Annotated in this window: 21 protein-coding genes; 6 read left to right on the plus strand and 15 right to left on the minus strand. The window is 68.1% G+C overall.

Annotated features, from left to right (window positions below; genetic code table 11):
* Nucleotides 1-5: 5 nt before the first annotated feature.
* Nucleotides 6-881 (minus strand): discoidin domain-containing protein, encoded by an 876-nt coding sequence (locus tag ACTWQN_RS02585; RefSeq protein ID WP_443201665.1) that lies wholly within the window; start codon nucleotides 879-881, stop codon nucleotides 6-8.
* Nucleotides 882-914: 33 nt separating this feature from the next.
* The gene (locus tag ACTWQN_RS02590; RefSeq protein WP_443201666.1) at nucleotides 915-2540 is read right to left on the minus strand and encodes an alkaline phosphatase D family protein; all 1626 of its coding nucleotides are present in this window, start codon (nucleotides 2538-2540) and stop codon (nucleotides 915-917) included.
* Nucleotides 2541-2979: 439 nt separating this feature from the next.
* On the opposite strand from ACTWQN_RS02590, the gene ACTWQN_RS02595 reads away from it, so the two are divergent.
* Complete coding sequence (locus ACTWQN_RS02595; protein ID WP_443201667.1) at nucleotides 2980-4344, plus strand: HNH endonuclease; 1365 nt, start codon at nucleotides 2980-2982, stop codon at nucleotides 4342-4344.
* A 130-nt stretch (nucleotides 4345-4474) separates the two neighbouring features.
* Here the strand turns inward: ACTWQN_RS02595 and ACTWQN_RS02600 are convergent, their stop codons facing one another.
* The 7 genes from ACTWQN_RS02600 to ACTWQN_RS02630 all read right to left on the minus strand — a co-directional run bounded on the left by ACTWQN_RS02600 (nucleotide 4475) and on the right by ACTWQN_RS02630 (nucleotide 10817).
* Nucleotides 4475-4624, minus strand: a complete 150-nt coding sequence (locus tag ACTWQN_RS02600) for an alpha/beta fold hydrolase (RefSeq protein WP_443201668.1) — start codon at nucleotides 4622-4624, stop codon at nucleotides 4475-4477.
* A complete protein-coding gene (locus tag ACTWQN_RS02605; RefSeq protein WP_443201669.1) occupies nucleotides 4621-5466 on the minus strand; it encodes an alpha/beta fold hydrolase in 846 nt (281 codons plus the stop codon). Before ACTWQN_RS02605 ends, ACTWQN_RS02600 begins: the two co-directional genes overlap by 4 nt.
* An 87-nt stretch (nucleotides 5467-5553) precedes the next feature.
* Nucleotides 5554-6942, minus strand: a complete 1389-nt coding sequence (locus ACTWQN_RS02610; RefSeq protein WP_443201670.1) for an MFS transporter — start codon at nucleotides 6940-6942, stop codon at nucleotides 5554-5556.
* A gap of 92 nt (nucleotides 6943-7034) precedes the next feature.
* The gene (locus ACTWQN_RS02615) at nucleotides 7035-8042 is read right to left on the minus strand and encodes a 2Fe-2S iron-sulfur cluster-binding protein (RefSeq protein ID WP_443201671.1); all 1008 of its coding nucleotides are present in this window, start codon (nucleotides 8040-8042) and stop codon (nucleotides 7035-7037) included.
* Nucleotides 8039-9010, minus strand: coding sequence for a PdxA family dehydrogenase (locus ACTWQN_RS02620; protein WP_443201672.1), 972 nt, complete (start codon nucleotides 9008-9010; stop codon nucleotides 8039-8041). Before ACTWQN_RS02620 ends, ACTWQN_RS02615 begins: the two co-directional genes overlap by 4 nt.
* A complete protein-coding gene (locus ACTWQN_RS02625) occupies nucleotides 9007-9471 on the minus strand; it encodes an aromatic-ring-hydroxylating dioxygenase subunit beta (protein ID WP_443201673.1) in 465 nt (154 codons plus the stop codon). Before ACTWQN_RS02625 ends, ACTWQN_RS02620 begins: the two co-directional genes overlap by 4 nt.
* Nucleotides 9471-10817 carry an aromatic ring-hydroxylating dioxygenase subunit alpha gene (locus tag ACTWQN_RS02630; protein ID WP_443201674.1) on the minus strand — a complete coding sequence of 449 codons (1347 nt, stop codon included), beginning with the start codon at nucleotides 10815-10817 and terminating at the stop codon, nucleotides 9471-9473. Before ACTWQN_RS02630 ends, ACTWQN_RS02625 begins: the two co-directional genes overlap by 1 nt.
* Nucleotides 10818-10942: 125 nt before the next feature.
* On the opposite strand from ACTWQN_RS02630, the gene ACTWQN_RS02635 reads away from it, so the two are divergent.
* Both ACTWQN_RS02635 and ACTWQN_RS02640 read left to right on the plus strand, forming a co-directional pair.
* Nucleotides 10943-11695 carry an IclR family transcriptional regulator domain-containing protein gene (locus ACTWQN_RS02635; RefSeq protein ID WP_443201675.1) on the plus strand — a complete coding sequence of 251 codons (753 nt, stop codon included), beginning with the start codon at nucleotides 10943-10945 and terminating at the stop codon, nucleotides 11693-11695.
* A 140-nt stretch (nucleotides 11696-11835) separates the two neighbouring features.
* Complete coding sequence (locus ACTWQN_RS02640; RefSeq protein ID WP_443201676.1) at nucleotides 11836-12489, plus strand: maleylpyruvate isomerase N-terminal domain-containing protein; 654 nt, start codon at nucleotides 11836-11838, stop codon at nucleotides 12487-12489.
* Between the two features lie 244 nt (nucleotides 12490-12733).
* Here ACTWQN_RS02640 and ACTWQN_RS02645 read toward each other — a convergent pair whose 3' ends face one another.
* Together ACTWQN_RS02645 and ACTWQN_RS02650 are read right to left on the minus strand one after the other, a co-directional pair.
* A complete protein-coding gene (locus tag ACTWQN_RS02645) occupies nucleotides 12734-13507 on the minus strand; it encodes an SAM-dependent methyltransferase (RefSeq protein WP_443201677.1) in 774 nt (257 codons plus the stop codon).
* Nucleotides 13508-13805: 298 nt separating this feature from the next.
* Nucleotides 13806-14252, minus strand: coding sequence for a MarR family winged helix-turn-helix transcriptional regulator (locus tag ACTWQN_RS02650; RefSeq protein ID WP_443202006.1), 447 nt, complete (start codon nucleotides 14250-14252; stop codon nucleotides 13806-13808).
* 144 nt (nucleotides 14253-14396) lie between these two features.
* Here ACTWQN_RS02650 and ACTWQN_RS02655 point away from each other — a divergent pair, with 144 nt between their 5' ends.
* Genes ACTWQN_RS02655 through ACTWQN_RS02665 form a run of 3 tightly spaced genes read left to right on the plus strand, consistent with a single transcriptional unit; the run spans nucleotide 14397 to nucleotide 16604 of the window.
* Nucleotides 14397-14954 (plus strand): YceI family protein, encoded by a 558-nt coding sequence (locus ACTWQN_RS02655; RefSeq protein WP_443201678.1) that lies wholly within the window; start codon nucleotides 14397-14399, stop codon nucleotides 14952-14954.
* A 37-nt stretch (nucleotides 14955-14991) separates the two neighbouring features.
* Complete coding sequence (locus ACTWQN_RS02660; RefSeq protein WP_443201679.1) at nucleotides 14992-15969, plus strand: ring-cleaving dioxygenase; 978 nt, start codon at nucleotides 14992-14994, stop codon at nucleotides 15967-15969.
* Complete coding sequence (locus ACTWQN_RS02665; protein WP_443201680.1) at nucleotides 15966-16604, plus strand: alpha/beta hydrolase; 639 nt, start codon at nucleotides 15966-15968, stop codon at nucleotides 16602-16604. The genes ACTWQN_RS02660 and ACTWQN_RS02665 overlap by 4 nt, the downstream gene beginning before the upstream one ends.
* 116 nt (nucleotides 16605-16720) lie before the next feature.
* On the opposite strand, the gene ACTWQN_RS02670 is transcribed toward ACTWQN_RS02665, so the two are convergent.
* From ACTWQN_RS02670 to ACTWQN_RS02685, 4 genes are all read right to left on the minus strand, one after another.
* Nucleotides 16721-17593, minus strand: a complete 873-nt coding sequence (locus tag ACTWQN_RS02670; RefSeq protein ID WP_443201681.1) for a COG4315 family predicted lipoprotein — start codon at nucleotides 17591-17593, stop codon at nucleotides 16721-16723.
* Between the two features lie 241 nt (nucleotides 17594-17834).
* Nucleotides 17835-18545, minus strand: a complete 711-nt coding sequence (locus tag ACTWQN_RS02675) for an anti-sigma factor family protein (protein WP_443201682.1) — start codon at nucleotides 18543-18545, stop codon at nucleotides 17835-17837.
* Entirely contained in the window at nucleotides 18545-19090 is a 546-nt protein-coding gene (locus ACTWQN_RS02680; protein WP_443201683.1) for a sigma-70 family RNA polymerase sigma factor, read from the minus strand. Before ACTWQN_RS02680 ends, ACTWQN_RS02675 begins: the two co-directional genes overlap by 1 nt.
* Before the next feature lie 123 nt (nucleotides 19091-19213).
* Nucleotides 19214-20236: a DUF1996 domain-containing protein gene (locus ACTWQN_RS02685; RefSeq protein ID WP_443201684.1), complete on the minus strand. Its 1023-nt coding sequence runs from the start codon at nucleotides 20234-20236 to the stop codon at nucleotides 19214-19216.
* Nucleotides 20237-20663 lie beyond the last annotated feature (427 nt).

Here is a 20663-nt window from a genome sequence, read left to right on the forward strand (position 1 = left end):
CCGTGCTACGAACCGAAAATCCCGAGCTCCACGATGCGCGAGTAGTCGTTCGCGCCGTTGCCCGCCAGCGTCAGGATGCGCACCGCGGTGGTCTGCACCGGGTTGAACGTCGAGCTGACCAGGCCTTCGCTGTTCCCGCGCACCGACGCCACGGTCTGCCATTCGGTGCCGGAGAGCACCTGCACGTCCCAGTCCTTCAGGCCGTTGGTGGCCGCCGGGTAGCGCGTGGAGTTCAGCGTGTAGAGGTCGGCCCGGCCGACGGTCTGCGGCGCGTCCCACCGCACCTCGTACCAGTCCGGCCACACCTTGGAGTTGCCGTCGTTCCAGCCGGTCGACGTGGACCAGTGCTCCGAATCGGCGTCACCGTCCACCGCGCCGCAGACCCGGAAGTTCTGGTGGGTCGAGGACGCCGAGACGTTCGTCGCGGACATCGCGAGGTTCCCCGGCACCTCCGGGCTGCTGGCGGTCACGGACACCGGCAGCGTCGCCGTCGATCGTCCACTGCGGACGGTGATCGGATATGTTCCGGTCGCGGTGCCCAGCGGCGAGGTCACCGGGATGACCACATCGCGGGTGTACCCGGCTGGGAGGTAGGTCGAGATCGCGTTGCGCTGCAACTGGAGTTCGCGCGGCGCGGACAGCGCGGCGTCGGCGTAGACCGCCTCCCGGGAGGTGTTGGTCAGCTTCACCGTGAAGCTGCCGCCGTCGCACTGTCCTGTTCGGATGTCGAGCTGAGCCGGATCGGTCGCGACCGTCACACCGCCGTCGCGGTCGCCCTGCGCCAGCGCGCGGAGCGGTTGAGCGACCGCCACCACCGCGAGCACCGCGGCGATCAGAGCGAACAGTCGGGCGTGACGGCGAACCATGGCGAAAACACCCATCGAATTACCTCTGTGCTCCTCGGGGCATGCGGGTCATGCCGGTTGCAGACCGGGATTGGCGCGCTCGGACACGAACGACGCACGGGTGGACAGCGGCGCGTTCGGCCGTGAGATGTACGGGATGACGAGGTAGTCGGCGCGCATCAGGTCCCGGTCGAGCTCGCAGCGCACGTACCCGCGCTGGAAGCTGTTGAACTTGATGTGCGGATTCGCCGCGAGCTGCAACGCGAGCTGGTCGTTGCTGTCGGAGCCGTCGCCGCCGCTGGTGATGGAGGTGCCGACCAGTTCCACGCCGAGTGTCGGGGAGTTCAGGTCGTCGAAGTCCAGCTTGAGATCGGCGGCGTAGTTGGTGTGCGTGTCGCCGGTGATGACGAAGACACCCTTGATGTCCCGCTGGCTGATCTCGTCGAACAGCTGCTGCCGCTCCGCGGTGTAGCCGTCCCAGGCGTCCATGTTGACCAGCGGCGGGTCGGTGAGGCTGTTGCGCTGCTTGGCCACCATCACCTGGTTGGCCAGCAGGTTCCATCGCGCCCCGGAACCGGCCAGGCCGTCCGCCAGCCAGGTCCGCTGGGCGGCGCCCATCAAGGTCCGGGCCGGGTCGTCGGCCTCGGTGCAGCCAGCCTTGACGCCGTCACCGCAGGACTGGTCGTCGCGGTACTGCCGGGTGTCGAGCACGCTGACCCGCATCAGGTCGCCGAAGTCGAACCGCCGGTAGAGCTGGGCGTCCGGTCCCGCCGGTTCCTGCAACGGCCGCAGCGGCATGTGCTCCCAGTACGCCCGGTAGGCGTTGGCCCGCTGCACCAGGAAGTCCTCGACCGGCTTGTTGCCCCGGGAGACACCGGCCGCGTAGTTGTCCTCGACCTCGTGGTCGTCCCAGGTGACGATCCACGGGAAGGCCGCGTGCGCCGCCTGCAGATCCGGGTCGGACTTGTACAGCGAGTACCGCAGCCGGTACAGGTCGAGGGTGTCCGGCGCGACCTGGAAGATGTCCGGGATCTCCAGCGCGGCGTCGTTGCGGTTGCCGCCGACCGGGTTGATCGCGTTCTCGTAGATGTAGTCGCCCAGGAAGAAGACCGCGTCGAGATCCTCGTTCACCATGTGGCGGTAGGCGGTGTAGAACCCGTCCGGGTAGTTCTGGCACGACGCGACGGCGAACCGCATCCGCGACGGCTTCGCCCCCGCTGCCGGTACGGTCCTGGTGCGCCCAACCGGGCTGAGGTACTTGCCCACCTTGAACCGGTAGAAGTACTCGCTGGCGGGCTGCAGGCCACGCACGTCGACGTGCACCGCGTGCCGGTATTCCGGCCGCGCGGTCGCCGTTCCGTCCCGCACGACCTGCCGGAACCGGTCGTCCCGGGCGACCTGCCACTGCACCGGGACGTTGCGGTCGGGCATGCCGCCCATCGGGTCGAAGATCTGCGGGACGAGCCTGGTCCACAGCACCACCGCGTCCGGCAGCGGATCACCGGAGGCGACCCCGAGCGTGAACGGATCCGACCGCACGGACGCCTCGTCCGCGAAAGCCGTCGATGAAATGGGCAGGTTCGTGCCGAACGCCACCGCCGCCGCGGCACCGGTGAGCGTGACGAAACGGCGGCGGGTGACCGCCGCGGCGCGCCGCACCTCGTCGTCCACACCCGTGAAATCTCCAGAACGCAACGCCCGACCTCCCGCGAATCCCCTGCTACAGCGGCAAGATTCGAACAGCGCGACATTGCGCACGGGCGACGGGACGACGACCAGCAGCCGACTCGACCGCTAACAGCGAGCACCGGAGTGGTGCGGATCACCGGCCGCGCGGCTTTCGGGTTTCTGCCGGTCACCACCCGGATTCAGGCGCGTACGCAGCGCGATCGGAGATCAGCGACACAACGATCTTTGAAGCCCCAGACCGCCGAGCCCGAATCCACCGAGATCTGTCACCGGCTCCAAAGCCGATCCCCATTGCGGCTCGCCTAGCGCGCCGTAGGCGAGTTCCTCACGCGCCTATCACCTGTGCTGCCGGGTGGCGTCGGTTTTGCACGCACGTGGTTTTGTTGGTCTTGATCACTCCATCTAGCGATCGAATATTTGTTCGACCAGTGGGATAGTTGTGGGTATGGAACCGATGACGTTGGTGCCGGAGTCGACCGTGGACGAGCCGGGTCCACAGTCGACGATGGTGGCGTGCTCGGATGCCGAGATCCGTGCGGTGATCCGCGAGACCGAAGCGGCGATGCGCGCGGCCATGGCAGCGCAGTTGCGGGCGATCGCCGAAGCCGAGCGTCGTGGTCTGTACACCGACAGCAGTGCCCGCAAGACCGAGGTGTGGTTGCAGGAAATGCTGAACATCTCACCCGGCGAAGCACGCAGCCGCACGCTGGTCGCACGCCGCGCCACCCCGCACACCACGCTGTACGGCGAGACGTTGCCCGCTGACCTGCCCGCCACTGCCGAGGCGATCCACACGGGTGCGATCACTGTGCAGCACGCCCGCGTCATCATCGACGCCATGGCCCGAGTGGCACCGATCTGCACCTTCGACCAAGAAGCACAGGCCGAAGCGATGCTCGCCGGGTACGCCACCGAGTTCCCACCGCACCACCTCGCCCAGCTCGCCGAGCGACTGCGCTACCACCTCGACCAAGACGGCGCCTTCCACGCGGAGGAGACCCAGCACCAGGTCCGCGAACTGCACTACGGCTCGACCACCGACGGCATGATGATCATCAAAGCCCGACTCGACCGCGAAACCGGCGCGAAGTTCACAGCCACACTCCAACCCCTCGCCGCCCCACGCCCCGCAGAAGACGGCACATCCGACCCGCGAACCCCGGCCCAACGCAACGCCGACGCGTTCGACGCGATGCTCGACATCGCCGTGGGCTCCGACCGACTGCCGCGAGCCGGGGGACAGCGCCCACACTTGGCGATCACCATCGACTTCGACGACCTCCAGCGCGGCCTGGCCTCCGCTGGCCGCGACGGCCTGCCCGGCACCATCACCACCACCGGCCAGCCCATCACCGCGGACAACGCCCGTCGGCTGGCGTGCGACGCCGAAATCCTCCCGATACTGCTGGGCAGCGACGGGGTACCGCTGGACGTCGGACGCACCGAACGCACCGCACCCCCACACATCCGGGCAGCACTGCTGCACCGCGATGACACCTGCGCCTTCCCCAGCTGCGACCGCCCGCCGGGCACCCCCGACGCCCACCACATCGTGTCGTGGATCGACGGCGGCCCCACCACCCTCACCAACATGGTCATGCTCTGCGGCCACCACCACCGAGCCATCCACCACCAACACTGGCACATCACAATCGAGCACAACCGCCCGATCTTCATCCCACCGTCCTCAGTGGACCCGACCCGAACACCCAGACCCGGTGGCCGACCACACCACCAACAACACACCACCCTCCTCCGCCAAGCGATCCCAACACCACGCCAACCGGAGACCACCCCCACACGCCCATAACCAGGAGGTTGGTGTCGTGAGCGCGAAAGCGGGCTGGAGCCATCGAATTCGTGCGCTTGTTGCGAGCGCCGCCAATTGCAGCAGATGTGAATGCGCGACCGTCGCCGGGCATGTCAGGCGGACAGCGGTGTCAGGACAGGAAGTTCAGCACCGCGTCGACGAACGCGCCCGGATTCTCCTCCGGGATCCAGTGCGCCGTGCCTGGCACGCGCACGCCGGTGACGTCGTCGGCGACCTCGCGCGCCATCTCGGCCATGAGCTCGCCGGTCGTGCTGGTCATGCCGCCCATCGCCAGCACCGGCACGGCCAGCTTGCCGTTGCGCTGCAAGGCGGCGCGGTTGTCCGCGGCGTCCTGGTCGAAGGAGCGGTAAACCTCAAAACCGGCCCGCATCGCGCCCGGTGCGGAGTACGCGTCGACGTAAACGTCGAAATCCTCCGGGGTGATCGCCGACGGATCGGCGATCCGGGCGTTGAAGAACGCCTGCAGGTAGGCGCGTTCCCGCCCGGCGACCAGCATTTCGGCCACGTCGCGGGCGCCGTGGAAGGCGAAGTGCCACACCCGGGGATCGACTCGGATCCGGTCGAACACGGCGGTGCCGGGCAGCGCGCGTCGGCGAGGACGAGGTGGGAGACATCGTCGCGGTAGGACTGCGCGTAGGCGTAAGCGACCATCAGGCCGATGTCGTGGCCGACCAGCACGACCGGGCCGTCCACCCCGAGGTGCTGGTGCAGCAAGGTGTGCACGTCCGAGGCCATCGTCCGCTTGTCGTAGCCGCCGACCGGGCGCCACGACTCCCCGGCACCGCGGTAGTCCGGCGCCACCACCCGGAAGCCCACCTCGGCCAGCGGCCCGATGACGCGGCGCCACTCCCACCAGGTCTGCGGAAAGCCGTGCAGCAGCACGAGCGTGCGCGGCCCCTCCCCCGCCGCCGTTACCCCCGCCCCGGCCGTCACATGGTGCAGCCGCAACCCGGGTTCGATGTCGGCCATCCCGTGCACGAGGTCCGCAGGGCCACTGGACACGTTAGTTCTCCCATCGCTCGTCCCAGCAAAGCAACCGCCGGGCCCGCGCGGGCCCGGTCGGCAGCCATTGCGAGCCAACACCCCGCCGCTCACACGCATTCCCGCGCAGCGCACCCGGTGGGTTCAACAACCCGGCTGTGCGATGCGACCTGCGGGTTCGGTGCGGGCGCCCAAGGTGGACAGACGCTACTCGCTCTTGGCGGGGAAGGGATCGGAACGGGCGGGCTCCGTCGTGGCGCTCGACCCGGTGCGCCGGTTGCGGTGGCCCAAGTACAGCACGATGATCGCGGAGATCAGCATCGGAACGGCCTGCGCGTAGAACAGCGCGCTCGCCGACCAGCCCGCCGTCCAGGCCGCACCCACCACCAGCGGCCCGATGATCCCTCCGACGCGGCCGATGCCCAGGGCCCAACCGACGCCGGTGGACCTGACCGCTGCGGGGTAGAACATCGCGGCCAGGGCGATGAGGCTCTTCTGCCCGCCGCTGACGCTGCATCCGATGAGGAACGCCGAGAGCAGCAGGACCCACAGCGGCGAGTTGAACGCCAGCGCCATGATCACGAGGAAGACGGTGCCTGCCAGGTACAGGATGCCCAGCGACCCGTAGGCGCCGAGCCGGTCCATGGCCGGGCCGACGAGGAAGGCGATCACGATGCCGCCGACCGTGGTCAGCGTGGTGGCAGTGACGACGGTCGTCAGCGGGTAGTCCAGGTCGGTCATGATGGTCGGCAACCAGCTCTGCAGCGCGTAGAACTCGCCGAGGTTGATCGCGAACACCAGCCACAGCAGCAGCGTGCCCAGCACCCATTCCCGCGAGAGCAGCTCCCTCGCCTTGACGCGGCCGGCGGCCGCCTGCTCCGTGACCGCGAACTCCGGCCGCGCGTCGCGGGGCAGGCTCCGGTCGATCCGGCAGCAGTAGCGGTAGGCGCGTCCTGGATTTCCGCCCCGCCCGATCAAGAAGGTGAGCGACTCCGGCAGGAACTTGACCATGATCGGGACGAGGACCAAGGGTGCGAGTGCGCCGACGAGGAAGACCGAACGCCAGCCGTGCACGGGAATGAGCCACCCGGACACCAACCCGGCGACCACGAAACCGAGTGAGAATCCGCAGTAGATCGCGAGGACGAAGCTCGCCCGGAAGCGTTTGGGGCTGTACTCGGCGGTCAGTGCGATGGCGCTCGGTGCGGCCGCGCCGAGACCCATCCCGGTGATCAGCCGGAGTACCACGAGTTCCGTGACGCCGGTGGACCAGACGGAGAACAGGGTGCTGACCGCGAAAACCGTCGTGCCAGCGATGATCAGTCGCTTGTGGCCGAAGCGGTCGGACAGCGGGGACAGCAGCAGGTAACCGATCATCAGACCGACCAGGGCGGCCGAGAAGATCGGCCCGAGCAACTGCTTCGACACGCCCCACTCCTGGGCGATGTGCGGCGCCAGGTAGTTGATGGACTGCGTGTCGAAGCCGTCCAAGAACATCACCAGCCCGGTGAGGCTGATGGCGCCGTACTGGAATCGGCTGATTCGTCTGCCGTCGATGAACTCGGGCAGGCTCAGCGGCTGCGTCGATGAAGACACTGGAACCTCGTTTCGGAAAACAGCGGGGAGGAGGGAGATTTCGGCAGGTCGTCGAGCTCGGTGGTCGCCGCGGGAATGGCCTGGGCGCCTGTTCACGCGGTCGCGAGCGAGCCCGCTGCGGGGATGAACGCGTCGGCGTGGAAGTGCTCCGCGGGCAGGCCCGCTCGGCTCGTGAACGTGGTGAGCGCGTGCGTGGTCATCGCTTCGCTGCCGCAGGCGTAGACCCGATGGCGCCCGAGATCGGGGTGGTCGGCGAGGACGGCCTGCTGGACCCAGCCGGTGGCGCCACGCCAGCCGGGCGCTGGGCGGGACAGCACCGGGGTGAATCGGAACCAGTCGTGCCGGGCGGCCCACTTCTCCGGCAGTTCGCGCAGGTAGAGGTCTTCCGCAGTGCGGCAGCCCCAGTAGAGGTGCAGCGGCCGGGTCTGCCGCCGGGCGATCTGGTCCAGCACCATCGACTTGATCGGCGCGAAGCCCGTGCCGGTGGCGAGCAGGATCACCGGGGCATCGGCGTCGTCGAGGACGAACTCGCCGAAGGGCGTTTCGACCGCGATGATGTCGCCGCGGCGCAGCTCACCGACGATCTGCTCGGAGAACCGGCCGCCCGGCTCGGTTCGGACGTGCAACTGCGCGGCATCGTTGTGCTGGGGGGAGTTCGCCAGGGAGTAGGGCCGGGTGTCCCCGTCGGGCAACGTGACGTTGAGGAATTGGCCAGCCTCGAACGGGGCCCGTCGGCCGATCGGGAACCGCAGGTCGAGCACGGTCACCCGAGGTGCGGGACGGCGGATGCGGTGGACGATCGTAGTGAGCGTCTTCCGGCGCGGCGGATCGCGGCGTTCGATGCGACGCGGCTCGATCTCGACCGGTCCGAGCGGTTCGGCCCGGCACAGCAGCACGTTGCTGGATGGCCCGCTGATCGTGCCGCGGCCCCGCACGGCGAGTTCGCCCGAGCGCAGCCCGCCGGTGCACGTGGTGCACACGCCCTTGCGGCACGAGTACGGGATCGACCAACCCGCGGTCTCGGCCGCTTCGAGCACCGTCTGGCCCGGCTCGCACGGGAACTCGATTTCGGTGCCCGCGACGGTGATCGGCTGGGTCATGCCGTGCTCTCCTTCGAAGGTTGGAACAGCCGCAACGCGCGGATCAGCGCGGTCGGGTCCGCCACGCCGCGTCCGGCGATGTCGAATGCCGCGCCGTGCCCGACGCTGCAGAACGGCACCCCGGCCCCGATGGTCAACGCCGTGGCCGTCCTGCCAGCCAGCAACTTCACCGGGACGTGGCCCTGGTCGTGGTACATGGCGACGAATCCGTCGTAGCCGCCCGCGGTGAGCAGCACGTCCGCGCCGACGGGTCCGTCGACCGACAGGCCGCGTTCGGCCAGTTCGGCCACCGCCGGAGCGGTGATCCGGTCGTCCTCATCGCCGAACAGGCCACTCTCACCGGCATGCGGGTTGATGCCGAACACGCCGATGCGGGGTGCGCCGACGCCGAGCGCCACCAGCGCGTCGTGCAGCGCGCGACCCGCGGCGCCGACCAGGTCGGGCGACAGCCGACCGATCGCGTCGGCGAGGCTCTCGTGCAAGGTGGCGTGCACGATGCGCAGCCCGCCACCGGCGAGCAGCAGGAACACGCGATCTTCGGCCACCCCGGTGAGTCGGGCGATCAGCGGCGGATAGCCCCGGAACCCGATGCCAGCGGCATGCACCGCGGTCTCGGAGTGCGGGCAGGCCACCACGCCGCGGAAACCACCGGCGAGCGCCAGGTGGACAGCCCTCGTCACGTACTCGATCGTCGCCGCACCGGCCTCGGCGCTGACCACGCCGGGCAGGTGCTCGCCCGGCGGGAGGTGGTCCACATCCACCAGGTAGAGCACGCCGTCCTTCGCGGGGGCATCCGGCGAGTAGTCGCGCAAGGTCATGCCGTGCTCGGCGGCCAGCGGCTCAAGCACGGAACGGTCACCGACCAGCACGGGCGCGTCGCCCGCGCAGGACTTCGCCGCCTTGACCGCGATCTCGGGGCCGATCCCGTTGGGATCGCCGATCGCGAGCAGGGTCCGGTCACCGCTCATAGCGGCAACGCCAGCAGCGTGTCGATCTCGGAGCTGTCGCAGACGACGACCCGTTCGCGCAGCAGGGCTTCGCCGTCGTCGATTCGGTAGCGATCCACGTAGCGACCGCTGGCGAAGATGTCGGTCGGGCCGTGCCCGGTGATCCGCAGGACGAGGAACGAGGTTTCGCTTTCAACGTCGTCGCCTGATTCGGCGACGACGGCTGGCTGTCCCAGCATGTGCCGGTAGCTGTGCGGCTCGTAGATGTTGGCCTCGCGCAGCGCCGACACCCGGTCCAACAGCATTCCCCTGCTGTCGGCCCAGATCAGACCGGCGGGCAGGTTGCGGCGGTAGTTGTCGGCGGTGGTGACGCGGTAGCGGCAGTCTTCGGTGAAGAAGTCGGGCCAGTCCTCCAGCGCCCCGTCGTCGATGCAGCGCACGTAGCGTGCCTGGGCCCGCGCGATGATGACCGAGTTGTCCATCAGGCTTCCTCCTGCCCGGCGTGCGGGATGCGAACGCGCTCGGGGTGGCGGTTCTCCCCCTCGTAGCGGTCGGGCGCGCTGTCGGTCAGTTCGAATCCCATGGCGTCGCGGTAGGCCTTCCAGAACCCGCGAACGGAGGCTTCGGTGACCCGGCTCTCGCTCGACGTCGGGCTGTCGCCGCCCATCTGCAGGGTCGCGTACTCGCTGCTCGCGCCCGCGATCCCGCGCTGCACGAACCCACCGATCCCACCGTCCTCCATGGACACGTACCCCGCGGGGCCGACCAGGTTGGACTGCTTGAGGCGGATCAACCGCTGCTCCTCGGTGTCCTCCTCGAAGCCCAGGTACGTCCAGTTGAGCTTCGTGCGGTCGATCGAACGGGGCAGGATCTGGCGCACCGCCACCGAGTTCTGGATCTGCTGCAGCACGAAACCGGGGAACACCGACAGGATCTGGAGCGTGATGTCGTCGCCGACCTCGCTGAACCCGGCGAGCATCGACGGGTCGGCCAGCTGGTACTCGCTCTCCGAGCGGATGTTCTGCTTGCTGTACTCGCTGTCGCTGACCGCCGACCGGTCGATGGCCGAGTAGCTCACGTGGTGTCCGCCCGAGGGATCCACGATGATCCCGCCGCGCTGGGACAGGCGGTTGATCCCGAACGTGGTGAAGAACAGGTGCAGGATGCTGGCGTGGTAGGAGTCCTTGACGTTCTCGACGTAGAGCTTCCAGTTGTTCGGCAGCATCTGCGTGAACCGGCCCAGCACCACAGGTCGTCGCCCGCCGAGCACCCGGTCGATCCGGTCGAGGATTTCCTCGCCCAGGTACTCCTCGATTTCGGGGACGTCGTTGGAGAGGGTCCCGAACACGAGCCCGTGCACGATCGCGAGCCGTAGCTTGCGCGGCCCGTGCTTGGCCATGCAGAACTCGGGTGGCATGCCGCCCTTGCCGTTGACGCCTTCGGAGAACGCGACTGCGGTGAGGTCGCCCTGGAGGTTGTAGGTCCAGGCGTGGTAGACGCAGGTGAAGTCCTGCGCATGGCCGTGGTCGGCCATCGCGATCAGCGCACCGCGGTGCGCGCAGCGGTTCTCGAACGCGTAGACCTCACCGTCGACGTCTCTGGTCACCAGGACCGGCTGTTCGCCGATGAACGTGGTGCAGAAGTCGCCCGGCTCGGCGAGCTCGGCCTCCAAGCAGAGATAACTCCAGTAGGGGCCGTGGAACAGCCGGTCGTGCTCCTCGCGATAGATCGCCTCGTCCTGGAAGACCCAGTAGGGCACCCGCGTCAGCGATCTGGGCCAGCCGCGATCGCGTGTCGACTCAGCGGTCGTACCGATCAGGCGATCCATGGACCCTCCCTCTCCTCGACAGCCCGAACGAACCCTGCTATCGTTCGATATCCGAACACATGTCTGCTGTGCGAACAGTGAAACCGCGTCCCCGCGGTCGTGTCAAGCCGTCGAGAGGAGCGCGCATGCCCGCACCGGAGGGAATGGCCGGGCTGGCCAAGGGCTTGGCCGTGCTGGAGGCGTTCAGCGGCACCACCCCGAAGATGACCATCAGCGACGCCGCTCGCCTCACCGACCTCAACCGAGCGGTCGCCCGCCGATGCCTGCTGACCCTCGTCGAGCTCGGCTACCTCACCTACGACGGCAAGTACTTCCGCCCCACCCCCAGATTGCTGCGACTCGGCGACACCTACCGCGAGAGCGCGGCTCTCCCGCAACTCGCCCAGCCGCACCTGGCGGCCGTGCGCGAACAACTCGGGGAATCGGCATCCCTCGCGGTGCTCCAGGACGACGAATCGCTGTTCGTCGCCCGCAGCGAGGTGATGCGGATCGTCAACACCGGTGTGCGGGTCGGGTCGAGCCTGCCCGCCTACGCCTCGGCGACCGGTCACGTCCTGCTCGCCGGTCTCCAGTCGGAGGAGTTGGAGTCCTATTTGGACCGTTGTCGTCCGGAGGCCCGCACATCGAAAACCCCCGTACGCCAAGAGGAAATCCGGCAGCGCATCGAACAGGCCCGAGCCGAACTCCTCGCCATCACCGACGAGGAACTGGAAGTAGGCCTGCGCTCCATGGCCGTGCCCGTGCCGGACTCCAGAGGACGAGTCGTCGCGGCCATGTCCATCAGCACCACAGCGGCACGCGTCTCAATCGACCGCCTCCGCACCGACTTCCTACCAACACTCCGCGACCACGCCCAACAACTCGGCCGCATCCTCTGACCCGATGAGGTCGAGGTGAAGGGCACCTTCTACCAAGTAAGTTGGCGAAAGGTGCCCTTCACCTCTCACCCGAATAGGGAACCTATGCGCGGATGGTGAAAGCAGTCGCCACGGCGGCCGGGCGCTGCTAACTTGCCGCCGTGGATCTCTTCTCGCGCTCTTGGGCGGCGTTGCGCACGGCGGTCGCCGGACTCCCGGACCAGGACTTCGAGCGGCCGTCCGGCTGTACCGGCTGGCTCGTGCGGGACCTGGTGTGTCACCTGATCATCGACGCGCAGGACGTCCTGATCACCCTCGTGACCCCCGCCGAAACGGAACCGACCCGGAACGCGGTGACCTACTGGGACGTCGTCGAAGCCCCGACGGGCGATGACCCGCTCGACGCACTGATCGTCCGGCTGGCCGCCGCGTACGAGGACCCGCGGCTGCTGAAGTTCCACCTCGACGACGTCGGCTCCGCCGCCGGTCGCGCCGCCGAACTCGCGAATCCGGGCGTCCGGGTCAGCACCCGCGACCAAGTGCTCACCGTGGGCGACTACCTCTCCGCGTACGTCCTGGAGTGGACATTGCACCACCTCGACCTGATCGCACACCTCCCGGACGCCGCCGAACCGCCCACCGAAAGCCTGGCTCGTTCCCGCGAAATGTTGGAAGAGATCGCCGGGACCCCGTTTCCCGAGTCGTTGTCCGACGAGGACGCGCTGCTGGTCGGCACCGGGCGCCGGGTCCCGACCGACGTGGAGCAGGCCGAACTCGGCGAGCTGGCCGCGAAACTCCCGCTCGTCCTCGGATGATCGTCTGGCTGAACGGGACCTTCGGCGCGGGCAAGACGACGACGGCGCGGGAACTGGTCACCCGACTTCCCGATTCGCGGATCTTCGACACCGAACCCCCCGCCTCACCCTCCCTCGCTCGATGGCGCCGAGGCGGGCCAGAACTTGCTCGGCGATGGTGCGCGTCGACCTGCGCCGCGGTGAGGTGGTCGAAGACCAGGTCGGGCTGCTCGGTCGCCGACTTCGGCAGCGGGATCGCGGTCCGCTACGGTTTGCGCGCGACGCCGCCGAACTCCCATGTCTTCTTCTGTCCGGCGGGAATGACCGGCAGGTGCTCGAACGGGGGTTGGAGCGAGTGCAATTCCGAGGCGGGCTCAGGGCGCCAGGTCGCGATGTCGACCAGGCCCGGTTCGAGGATCTCCAGACCGTCGAAGTAGCGGGCCACCTCGGCGGGTAGCCGCATCCTGCCCCATTGCGACCGGCTGGTCATGAACTCGGTGAACTCGTCGGCGATGGCCTTGTCATCGCTGACCACGTGCGAGATCACGAGGTAACTGCCCGCGGGCAGCGCGTCGAGCATGCGGGTCACGACCTGTTCGGGCTGGGCCGCGTCAGGCAGGCAGTGCAGCACGGACACGTAAAGCGCGGCGACCGGCTCGTCGAAGTCGATGAGTTCGCGGGTGCTTTCCGCGGTCAGGATCTGCTCCGGCTTGGACATGTCGGCCCGGAGGACGACGGTGTTGCCGTTGTCCGCTAGCAGTGCCCGTCCGCGAGCGAGCACGGTGGGATCGTTGTCGACGTACACAACGCGCGCGTTGGGATCGACTTCCTGAGCGACCTGGTGGACGTTGCGCTGGGTGGGCAGGCCACTGCCGTTGTCGATGAACTGCCGAATCCCGGCCTCGGCGGCGAGATAGCGCACGACCCGCTGGAGGAAGGCCCGGTTCTCCAGCGCGAATTGGATCGATTCCGGGTAACTCCGGGTCATCGCGTGGATCGCCGCCCGATCCACGTCGAAGTTTTCCTCGCCGCCGAGCATTTAGTTGTACATGCGGGCGATGCTCGGGACGGATGCGTCCACTGATGGCGGCGTCGCCGTGTCGTCCCCGTTTACCGGCATGAGGAATTCCTCCCAGCCTGCGCGAACTCATCCTGGAGCTATCGCATCGTCCTGATCAACCGAGATCGGCGCAGTGCCCCGGACGAGGCGATCCTGAAGCAGTCGATGTTAGTCGACCAGCGATGTCGCACGGCTGTTCATCGCACCAAAAAGACCGAATGGCCGATGCAGCGCGGCGGCGGTGCCCCATTCATCCCGATGACGGGTGGAGTCGTGCTCACCCGCCAGCGCGGTCCGGGCGGCTGGACTTGCCCGCGTCGTCGGACTCGGTGGCGTCGAGGCGGGCCATGACTTGCTCGGCGAGGGTGCCCAAGACGTCGACCTGCTGCGCGGTGAGGTGGTCGAAGACCAGGTCGCGGACGGTGTTCACGTGGGCCGGAGCGGCCCGCTCGATGGCGTCGCGTCCGGCTGGGGTGAGTGCGACGAAGGCCCCGCGCGCGTCGTCCGGGCACTCCTGGCGCTCAACGAGCCCGCGCCGTTGCATGCGCGCCAAGTGGTGGGACAGGCGGCTTTTCTCCCATTGCAGAGCGTTGGCCAGCTCCAGCACCCGGGAGCGCTCGTCTGCTCTGTCGGTGAGTTGCACCAGTACGTCGAAGTCGGTCAGCGACAGCCCGGAATCCGCCTGCAGTTGCCGGTGCAGGCGAGCGGTGAGGCGGGCGTGCATGTCGAGGTAGCCGCGCCAGGCGCGTTGTTCGTGTTCGTTGAGCCAGCGAGGGTCGGTCACGCGGAACAGTCTAGGCGAATAGTTGACACGTCACCATTGTTTGTTCTAACTTATGGATGACACGTCAACTACTTGGAGGTTCCGATGACCACCACCGCCGACTACACCCAGCTGACCGGCGAATACGCACTCGACCCGGCGCACACCCGGATCGGGTTCGTCGCTCGGCACGCGATGGTGACCAAGGTTCGGGGAGCGTTCAACGAGTTCAGCGGCACCGCCCACCTGGACGGGGAGAACCCCAACCGATCCTCGGTGCAAGTGACAATTCAGGCGGCCAGCATCGACACCCGCAACGCCGATCGCGATGGACATCTGCGCAGCAGCGACTTCTTGCAGTTGGATGCGCACCCGGAGATCACCTTCCGCTCCACCGAGATCGTCTGGACCGGCGAGAACGCCTTCGACGTCACCGGCGACCTGACGATCAAGGGCACCACGCGGCCGGTGACGGTGCCGTTGACGTTCGAAGGTCGAGCGACCGACCCCTTCGGCAACACCCGCGTGGGCTTCGAGGGCTCGACCACTATCAACCGCAAGGACTTCGGGATCACCTGGAACACCGCGCTGGAGACCGGCGGGGTGCTGGTCAGCGACAAGATCGTGCTTGAGTTCGAAGTCTCGGCGATCAAGCAGAGCTGACCCGACGGAGTTCTTCCCGACTCGAAGAGAGGCTGTCATGACACTGTCGACCAGTGGGCTGCACCACGTCACGGCCATCGCCGGCAACCCGCAGCGAAACGCGGAGTTCTACCTGCACACCCTCGGGTTGCGGCTGGTCAAGACCACGGTGAATTTCGACGCGCCGGATGTTTACCACCTCTACTACGGCGACGAGTCCGGCCAGCCGGGCACGCTGCTGACGTTCTTCCCGTTCGGCGAGGTGTCACCTGGTCGACGCGGAACCGGACAAGCCACCAACACGGCCTTCTCGGTACCGGCGGCGTCGATCGGCTGGTGGCAGCAACACCTTCGCGACCTGGGTGTCGAGGTCAGCGAGGTCAGCGAGCGCGACGGTGAACAAGCGCTGATCTTCCACGACCCCGACGGGCTCGAACTCGGCCTGGTCGCGCACCCCCAAGGAGATCCGCGTGCGCCGTGGGACAACGGGATCATCCCGCCGGAGCACGGCGTCCGCGGGCTGCACTCGGTGACGCTGTCCACGGCCAGCGAAGACGGCACGGTCGCGATGCTCGCGGAGTTGGGCCTGCGGTCAACCGGGCGAGAGGGCAACCGGCTGCGCTTCGCCGCCGGTCAAGGCGGCCCGGGAAACATCGTGGATGTTCTGGTGAACCCGAACGCACCACGTGGCCTGGTCGCTGGCGGTACGGTGCACCACGTCGCCTGGCGCGCCCCGGACGAGGCAACCCAGCAGCAGTGGCGCGAGGAACTCGTCGAACGCGGTGTGCAGGTGACCTCGATCCTGGACCGCCAGTACTTCCGGTCCATCTACTTCCGGGAACCCGGCGGCACGCTGCTGGAGATCGCCACCGACCAGCCCGGTTTCGCCGTCGACGAACCGCTGCTGGAACTGGGCCGGGCGCTGAAACTGCCGCCCTGGCTGGAGCCCAGCCGCGAACAGATCGCGGCGAACCTGCCGAAGCTGTCGTTGCCGGTTGAGAACAATCCCGCACTCGCCGGAGGGAGCACGACATGACCGGCACGCTGGACCGCCCGCACGTGTGGCTGCCGGGCGCCTCGCACCCCGAGGAGCCACCGTTGCTGCTGCTGCACGGCACCGGCGGAGACGAGCACGACCTCCTGCCGCTGCGGGAACACCTCGCGCCCACCGCGCCGGTGCTGTCGGTACGGGGGTCGGTGCTGGAGAACGGGATGCCCAGGTTCTTCCGCCGCCTGCGGGAGGGCGTGTTCGACGAGCACGACCTCCGCGCCCGCGTCGACGAACTCGCCGATTTCCTCACCACAGCCGAGCAGGAGTACGGCGTCGAACCGGGCAGTTGGCGCGCGGTCGGATTTTCCAACGGCGCCAACATGGCCTCCGCCATGCTCCTGCAACGGCCGTCAATGCTGGCCGGGGCTGTGCTGCTGGCCGCAATGGTGCCGTTCCGCGATCCGCCGACCGCGGACCTGGCGGGCAAGCGGATCGTCATCGCCAACGGGCGGCGCGACCCGATGGCCACCCCCGCTGGCACGGAAGTCCTCGCCGGTCAGTTCCGGGACCGAGGTGCTGACGTCGTGGTCATCGCCCACGCTGGCGGCCACACCATCGACCCGCACGTGCTGCCGCGCATCGCCGAATCTCTCCGCGACCGAGCCGGACGAGCGGGCTGAACCCGAATCGCCGACGGAAAAGCCAACAACGATGGGCGAAAAATGCGGCGGAGCCGGAGCGCGCCCCCGCGCACGCTCCGGCTCCGCTTTTCCCCCTACCCCCCCGGATAGTTGGCTTATTCGTCGCCGAAGCGAATGGAGACGACCTGCTCGTCGAAGCCGATCATGTCCAGGTCGGCGACGCTGTCGGTGATCACGGTCGACTCGCCGGTGCAGTTCGGCCCCTTCCAGAGCTTCACCGGACCACCGCTGAGCTGGATCGACCGCACCAGGTCGGGCTGCGGAACCTCGACGCATCCCGGCCCGGCCACCCCGAAGGAGCCGTTGGGCTCGCTGAAGTCCTTGCCGCTGTCCAAGATCGCGCTGCCGTCACCGAGCCGCACCGCCGACTCCGGCGCACTGGACTCCTGGCCGGTCTCGCCGCCATCGTTGTCCGACACCACCTTGCCGCCAGTGGGCGAGACGGCGAACCAGGTTCTGTTCACACCCTGGCCGTTGATGTCGCCTGGCTTCTCGTCGCCTTTGAAGGTGTAGAGGCCCCAGCCGTTCAGGGTCAGCTGAAGGGTATCGTCAGCGCGTTTCAGGACGCCGACCTCTTCTGCTGGAACATCCTTGACGAAAACCCGCGAGCTCGGTTCGACGAGCACCGGTCGCCAGGTCTTGGCGCAATCACCGTTGCAATTGGACTTCGGCGGGTTGTTGTCGTCCTCGTCGAAGCGGTACAGCGTCCTACCCGCGGCGTCCTGCACGATCGGGCTGAGCCCTCCGGCGGAGCCGCGGGTGAGCTGCACCCACCGCTTGGCCGGTTTGTCGTCGCGCGGCCCCGCGTACATGTCACCCGTGGTCATGTTCGCGCCGTTGTCCCGCGCCGTACCGGTGAAGAAGCCGACCGCGGAACGCAGGTTCTCCGCGGGCCCCGTGTCGCCGAGCGCGGCGCCCAGCCCGTCCGCCGCGCCGCACCCGGTCAGTGCCGCAGCGCCCGTCGCCATCAGGGCAGCAAGAATCGCAACTCGTTTGCGGAGCATTTCGGTTTCTCCCTGTGAGAGCCGGTTTCCCGGTTCGTCGTGAAGCCTTTGACACCATCCACACGGACCCCACCGGGGGGCGGTTCACCGGCCATCCGTGATCGCGGTCACAACATCGTTCGGCAATTTCCGCTGCACGCAAGAAAAAGCGCCTCCCGTCTCTCCAGTCCAAAATGGAGAGACGGGAGGCGCCCGGGTACGACCGCTACAACGCGGCGGATACGAACTGGTGCCCGTCGGTGTTCTCCACGAGCACCGACGACACGTTCGCGGGATCGATCGGAGCCGAACCGTCGAGGTTCACGCCGTCCTTCTCGGCCTTCTCCGACACCACCCAGCCGCCTGCGACCTCACGGCTGCCGTCCTTGCCTATCACCACGAGCCGACACTTCTCCCCCGCCGGGATACCGGCGACCGACGCGTTCACCTGCACCCAGCCGGCTGCTGGGGTCATGCGGAACGTGAGCCGCGCACCGGTGGCGGAGTTCGTGCCGCTGGCGAAGCGGATTCCCGCCTGCTCGTTCGTCGGCGCGGACGTGGGAGGCGCGGCGAGGTGCGGACTGGCGTCGTCCCCCGACCCGCCGATCAGCACGCCCGCCCCCAAGGCGGCGGCCGCGACCAGCACCGCCGCCGCCGACGTCAGCAACCGAGTGCGCCCCCGCGCACCGGAGGACTCCGACCGCATCTGCCTCAAGGTGCGCTGCAGCAGCAAGTCCGCGTCGTCCGGCGGCCCGTCCAGCAGCGCCTCGGGCGGCAGTGCTCCGAGGAACTCCTCCATCTCACGCAACGACTCCACCTCCTCCCGGCACTCCGCGCAGGTCGCCAGGTGCTCCTCGACATCCCGCCGCTGCGCCACGTCCACGTCGCCGGTGACGAACGCTTCCAGGTCGAAATGGTGGTTCTGCGACGTGCTCATCACGCGACCCCCGCCCCGAACTGGTGTGGCTGGAAATGTTCCCGCAGTGCGCGCAGTCCGTAGTACGACCGCGACTTCACCGTTCCCGGTGGTATTCCCAGCGCTTCCGCTGTCTCCCCGACGGACCGACCGTGCAGGTAAACGTGTTCCAGCACCTCGCGGTGCTCGGGAGACAGGTTGTCCAAGGCCGCCATCACCACCATCGTGTCGACCACCCGATCCGCGTGGTCGCCATCCACCGCAACGGTGGTGGGTGTCTCGGCCACTTCCGTCGGTCGTGCGGCGCGCGCTCGCACCTTGTCCGTGACGAGGTTGCGCACGACGGTCAGCAACCAGCCTCGTACCGAGCCTTTCCCGTTGACCAGGCTGTCGGGGTGCCGCCAGGCGCGCAGCAGCGCCTCCTGCACGACATCCTCCGCGGCAGCACGGTCACCGAGCAGCCTCGTGGCATACGCCAGCATCGCCTTGCCGTGCTCCTCGAACAGCGAGCGCACGAGAGCCTCGTCGGCGACCTGCTGACGATGACGGGTCCTCAACCCGGCCATCCATTACCACCCTCCTGAACCCCACCGATGCGGGATTTCCTCACCCCCGCCCGGCACACGGACGGCGGCGACATTCGGTTCAGCGCGACCGGCGGCCAACAACGAATGTGACCGGAGCCACTATCAGACGTTGCAATGGCGACCGCTGTTCACGCAGTCCACAACCGTCGCCATCGACTCCTCCGGCAGCACGTCGATGTAGAAGGCATGGTCGGTGACCGGACTGTCGAGCTCCTCCGGAAAGGTGTCGATGGCGTAGTCCTGGCCGGGCGGCACGGTGTAGGAGAGCTCGATGCGCAGCCGCGGCACCGGGAACGTGCCCTTCGGACACGCGCCGCTCGCAGCGGGGAACACCAGGTGCGACCGGTGGTCCGCGCTGTCCGTCGTGCGACCGTTCCAACAACTCGGAAAGTCGAACACGCGCACCACCTGTTGCCCCGGCGGACATCGGGGGTACTGCCTGCCGACGTACCCGCGCGTGCCCGAACAGCTCCACTGCACGTGCTCGGTGCCGACGCCGCCGCTGGTGTAGCCGTGCGGATTGCCGCTGCCCGCTCGGAGGAAGGGCGGCATCGGCACGACGTTGTTCACCGGGTTGCCCTGGTACTCGATCAGCACAGCGTCGGGAACCAGGATCTTCCCGTAGGCCCCTGGGCCGGTCTTCCCGCCGGGAATGCGCAGGACGGGCCAGAAGTAGGTCGACTTGTCTCCGGTCCCGCACGTGGTTCCAGCGGCGGCGAGGCTCTCATCCGTCGAGAACGCGTCGGTGGAGACGTTGCCGACGTAGTCGTGGACGTGGTGCGCTCCGCCGACCATGCCGGGACTGATCACGACGTTGTCGGAGTTGTGCCTTCCGTCCTGGTTTCGGCCGCAGTCGACGCGCCAGGAGCCGGTCGAACCACCGGGCCGCGCCGCGGGTGCTGGTGGTGCCACCGGGAAATCAGTGATGTCAGTGAAGTAGGCCGGGTCCACCGGGTGGTTCCCGTGCTCCGAGGCGTGCGACCGGTGCCTGGATTCCACCAGCGCCTGATAACCCACCGCGCCGAACACAATCACGGCGATGCAGCCGACGGCGGCGAACGCGATCCAACCAGGCGACCAACGTCGCCTGCCCGTCAGCCCGGCGGGCACATCCTCACGCCGCACGTGCACCGCGGTTCGGACGACCCGGCACGGCCGCCGGAGCATCGGGTTCCGGCAGGGCGACCGGGATTACCGTGATGACGCTCGGAAATCGTCCGGTTACCGTCCGCAGCGACTCCCGCGGCTGGCCGACCAGCGCAACGCACGCGCGCGCAGGAAGCGGCGCGCCTGGTCCGCCACCGCTGACGATGGCGATTTTTCCGGCCAGCGGGCGAGGAAGACCCTCGGCTGCATCAGCCATCAGTAGAAGCCAATCTTGTTGCGCATCAACGCCGTGGCGATGCGAGCGACGCCGACCGTCCTCGCAACCGCTCGGCCGCTGCCCCGACGGGCGCGAGGCTAGCACCTGAAGCACGAGCCGACGACCGGGCGTCCCCAGCGCCCGCCGCAAGTCACACCGTCTTCGAGACCGCCGATTGGCCGACCAATG

This window comes from Saccharopolyspora antiqui (genome assembly GCF_052246905.1).
Classification (GTDB): Bacteria; Actinomycetota; Actinomycetes; order Mycobacteriales; family Pseudonocardiaceae; genus Saccharopolyspora.

Excerpts from the sequence above, each read along its gene's own strand:
- ACTWQN_RS02585 (WP_443201665.1), bottom strand. The coding sequence starts at position 881 with ATGGGTGTTTTCGCCATGGTTCGCCGTCACGCCCGACTGTTCGCTCTG.
- ACTWQN_RS02595 (WP_443201667.1), top strand. The coding sequence starts at position 2,980 with ATGGAACCGATGACGTTGGTGCCGGAGTCGACCGTGGACGAGCCGGGT.
- ACTWQN_RS02600 (WP_443201668.1), bottom strand. The coding sequence starts at position 4,624 with ATGACCAGCACGACCGGCGAGCTCATGGCCGAGATGGCGCGCGAGGTC.
- ACTWQN_RS02605 (WP_443201669.1), bottom strand. The coding sequence starts at position 5,466 with ATGCGTGTGAGCGGCGGGGTGTTGGCTCGCAATGGCTGCCGACCGGGC.
- ACTWQN_RS02615 (WP_443201671.1), bottom strand. The coding sequence starts at position 8,042 with ATGACCCAGCCGATCACCGTCGCGGGCACCGAAATCGAGTTCCCGTGC.
- ACTWQN_RS02620 (WP_443201672.1), bottom strand. The coding sequence starts at position 9,010 with ATGAGCGGTGACCGGACCCTGCTCGCGATCGGCGATCCCAACGGGATC.
- ACTWQN_RS02625 (WP_443201673.1), bottom strand. The coding sequence starts at position 9,471 with ATGGACAACTCGGTCATCATCGCGCGGGCCCAGGCACGCTACGTGCGC.
- ACTWQN_RS02630 (WP_443201674.1), bottom strand. The coding sequence starts at position 10,817 with ATGGATCGCCTGATCGGTACGACCGCTGAGTCGACACGCGATCGCGGC.
- ACTWQN_RS02635 (WP_443201675.1), top strand. The coding sequence starts at position 10,943 with ATGCCCGCACCGGAGGGAATGGCCGGGCTGGCCAAGGGCTTGGCCGTG.
- ACTWQN_RS02645 (WP_443201677.1), bottom strand. The coding sequence starts at position 13,507 with ATGCTCGGCGGCGAGGAAAACTTCGACGTGGATCGGGCGGCGATCCAC.
- ACTWQN_RS02650 (WP_443202006.1), bottom strand. The coding sequence starts at position 14,252 with ATGCACGCCCGCCTCACCGCTCGCCTGCACCGGCAACTGCAGGCGGAT.
- ACTWQN_RS02655 (WP_443201678.1), top strand. The coding sequence starts at position 14,397 with ATGACCACCACCGCCGACTACACCCAGCTGACCGGCGAATACGCACTC.
- ACTWQN_RS02660 (WP_443201679.1), top strand. The coding sequence starts at position 14,992 with ATGACACTGTCGACCAGTGGGCTGCACCACGTCACGGCCATCGCCGGC.
- ACTWQN_RS02665 (WP_443201680.1), top strand. The coding sequence starts at position 15,966 with ATGACCGGCACGCTGGACCGCCCGCACGTGTGGCTGCCGGGCGCCTCG.
- ACTWQN_RS02670 (WP_443201681.1), bottom strand. The coding sequence starts at position 17,593 with ATGGCGACGGGCGCTGCGGCACTGACCGGGTGCGGCGCGGCGGACGGG.
- ACTWQN_RS02675 (WP_443201682.1), bottom strand. The coding sequence starts at position 18,545 with ATGAGCACGTCGCAGAACCACCATTTCGACCTGGAAGCGTTCGTCACC.
- ACTWQN_RS02680 (WP_443201683.1), bottom strand. The coding sequence starts at position 19,090 with ATGGCCGGGTTGAGGACCCGTCATCGTCAGCAGGTCGCCGACGAGGCT.